Origin of the sequence: Streptomyces sp. 5-10 (genome assembly GCF_014712245.1) — a bacterium.
GTDB lineage: Bacteria > Actinomycetota > Actinomycetes > Streptomycetales > Streptomycetaceae > Streptomyces > Streptomyces violaceusniger.
On record NZ_JACVYG010000166.1, the window covers coordinates 1 to 3,251 of the forward strand.

The following is a 3,251-nucleotide window of genomic DNA, read 5'->3' on the forward strand; positions in this document are numbered from 1 at the left end:
CCGCTGCTGCGGGTCCATCGCCAGCGCCTCACGCGGTGAGATCCCGAAGAAGCCCGCATCGAAGAGCCCGGCCTCGTGCAGGAACCCGCCGCGGGTCACGTACGACGTGCCACTCTGCTCGGGGTCCGCGTCGAACAGGCTCTCGAGGTCCCAGCCGCGGTCGGTGGGGAAGCCGGAGACGCCGTCCCGGCCCTCGGTGGCCAGTCGCCACAAGTCCTCGGGGCCGGCGACCCCGCCCGGAAGCCGGCACGCCATTCCGACGATCGCGATCGGCTCCGACTTCTCGGCCTCAAGTTCCAGCACACGCTGCTGGGAGCGGCGTGCCTCGGCGAGGACGCGCTTGAGATAGTCGCGAAGCTTGCTTTCATCCGCCATTGAGGTTCGGCTCCTAGAGGCTGTGGCGTCGGGTCAGCGGCTGTGGGGCGGCGGACGGGTCGGCGGTTGCTAGTTGCCGAACTCCGTGTCGATGAGGTCGAAGAGTTCGTCGTCGGAGGCGGCGTCGAAGTCGAGCTCCTCCTCGGCGGGCGGGGTTCCGTTCGCCGTCGACCAGATGGCCAGGAGGCCCTGGAGCCGGGTAGCCACCTGGGCGCGGGCCGAGTCGTCGGCGGGCGTCTCCGCCAACGTGGCTTCGAGCCTGCTCAGTTCGGCCAGCAGCGGATGCGTTCCGGCCGCGGACTGTGTTGTGGGGTCGAGCCGGCCGTGGAGATACTGCGCGAGGGAGAGCGGCGCCGGGTAGTCGAAGACGACCGTGGCGGGGAGGGGGAGCCCCGTGGCGCCGCGGAGGCGATTGCGCAGTTCGACTGAGGTGAGCGAGTCGAAGCCGGTGTCCTTGAATGCCGTCTCCGGCCTGACCTGCTCCGGACCGGTGTGGCCGAGGACGATCGCCACCTGGCCGCGTACGAGTTCGAGCAGCAGCGCCTGCTGCTCGGTCGCCGAAAGACCGGCAAGCCGTGCGGCCAGTCCGCGGTGGGCCTGCTGCCGGCCGGGGCGGACCAGTCCGCGCAGCAGCGGCGGGACTCCCCCGCCGAGCACGGCGTCGGCCCGTACCGCCCGCAGGTCGAGCCTGGCCGGTACCAGGAGGGCGGTGCCGTTGCCAGGGCCTGTGTCAAAAGTGGCGTCGTCCGCACAGGCCCTGAGGGCCGCGTCGAACAGTTCCATGCCTTCGGCCGCCGTCAGGGGTTCCACGCCGCCGCGGCGCCCGGTCCGGTCCTGGTCGGTCGCCGGGGCGGCGTCGGGGGCAGTGGGCTCCGGGTCGGCGATCTGCGCCCAGAGACTCCAGGCCAGCGACAGGGCGGGCAGGCCCTCGGCACGGCGGCGGTGGGCCACCGCGTCGACGTAGGCGTTGGCCGCCGCGTAGGCGCCGGTACCCGCGCCCAGGAAGACGGACGAGGCGGACGACATGAGAACGAACGCCCTGAGTTCCGGGGCGAGTTCACGGGTCAGCTCGTCCAGGTGCCGGACCGCGGTGGCCTTCGGCGCGAAGACCTGGGCCAGCCGTTCCGGGGCCATCTCGCCGATCAGGCCGGCGTCGAAGACCCGGGCGGCGTGGACGACCGCGGTCAGCGGGTGCTCGGCAGGTACGGCAGCCAGCAGCGCGGCGACCGCGTCCCGGTCGGTGACGTCGCACGCCACGACCAACACCTCGGCGCCCTCGGCCGTCAACTGCGCCACGAGCTCCGCCGCGCCGTCGGCCTCCGGTCCTCGCCGACCGGCGAGGACCAGGTGGCGGGCACCGTACTCCGCGACCAGGTGGCGGGCGGTCAGTGCACCGAGCGATCCGGTGCCGCCGGTGACGAGAACCGTGCCGTGGGGGTCGAGCAGGAGCCGTTCGGGGAGGGACGCGGCAGGCCGTCCCGACTGCTGTACCCGCGTACGGACGAGGCGCGGCGCGGTCAGCGCCGTACCGACGACCGCCACCTGTGGTTCGCCACTCGCGAGGACCGCGTCCAGGAGAGCGGAATCGAGGGTGGTGGGCCCGGGGGTGGCGGAGGCGGTGGTGGAGGCGGGCGCCGCCGGATCCAGGTCGAGGAGGACGATCCGCTCCGGGTTCTCGGCCTGGGCGGCACGGACCAGGCCCCAGACCGCGGCACCGGCCGGGTCGGTCACCGCGGCATCACCGCCCGCGGGCACCGCGCCACGGGTCACGACGACGAGCCGGGAACTCTCCAGTGCCTCGTCGGCCAGCCACGCCTGCGTCACCGACAGGACACGCGAGACCACGGCCGGAAGGACTCCCTCGTCCGCGCCGCTCGCGACACCGTCCCCACCGGCGATGGCTTCCACGACCACCGCCGGTGGCACGTCCGCCCCGCCAGTGAGACCTGCCAGGTCCTCCGGGGTGGATACGGTCACCGGGCACTCCTCCGCGGCCACCACCGCCCCGGCGCTCTGGAACGGCAGCTCTGCGAGCGTGGTCCACTCGACGCGGAACAGCCCGGGCCCGCCGTCGCTCGCGGTGCCCGCCGCGGACTCCAACTGGGCTGCGGACACCGGTCGGAGCGCGACGGTGTCGGCCGACAGGACCGACCCGCCCGTCTCGTCGACGGCGGTCAGCGCGAGCGCGTCCGGCCCCTGCGGCGCGATCCGCACCCGCAGCGCCGTGGCACCTGCGGCGTGCAGCGTCAGCCCGCGCCACTCAAGCGGCTGCCATGTCCGCTCGCGGTCTTCCGGCGTGGCGCCCGACAGCAGCACCGGGTGCAGGGCGGTGTCGAGCAACGCGGGATGGATGCCGAAGCGGGCTGCGCTGTCCCGCTGTTCCTCCGGCAGGGCGATCTCGGCGAAGATCTCCTCGCCGCGCCGCCACACCGCACGCAGGCCCTGGAACACCGGGCCGTGCTCGTAGCCATGGGCGACCAGGTCGGCGTGGATGCCTTCCCCATCGACCTTCTGGGCCCCGGGCGGCGGCCAGGTGGCGAAGTCGGCCCGCGTGCTGACGGCCGCCTTCGCCACCGCCCCGAGGACACCGGTGGCGTGGCGGACCCATGCCTCACCGCCAGTGGAGTCGGCCTCGGCGTCCTCCCGGGTCGAGTAGATGTCGACGCTGCGCGTGCCGTTCTCGCCCGGGCCGCCGACTGCGACCTGGACGCGGACACCGCCGTGGGCGGGGACGACCAGGGGCGCCTCGATGACCAGCTCTTCGAGCGTGCCGCAGCCCACCTCGTCGCCGGCCCGGATCGCCAGCTCGACCAGTCCAGCGCCAGGGACGAGGACGACCCCGTCGACGGTATGGTCCGCGAGCCAGGCGTGCGTAC

General features: G+C 73.7%; 2 protein-coding genes. Both read right to left on the bottom strand.

The window, feature by feature from the left end; genetic code table 11:
• The coding region (locus IEJ02_RS47580) for a beta-ketoacyl synthase N-terminal-like domain-containing protein (protein ID WP_191070471.1) at positions 1–375 on the bottom strand (375 nt) is incomplete at its 3' end.
• 69 nt (positions 376–444) lie between these two features.
• Positions 445–3,251: type I polyketide synthase (locus tag IEJ02_RS47585; protein WP_191070472.1), on the bottom strand; the 2,807-nt coding region annotated here is incomplete at its 5' end.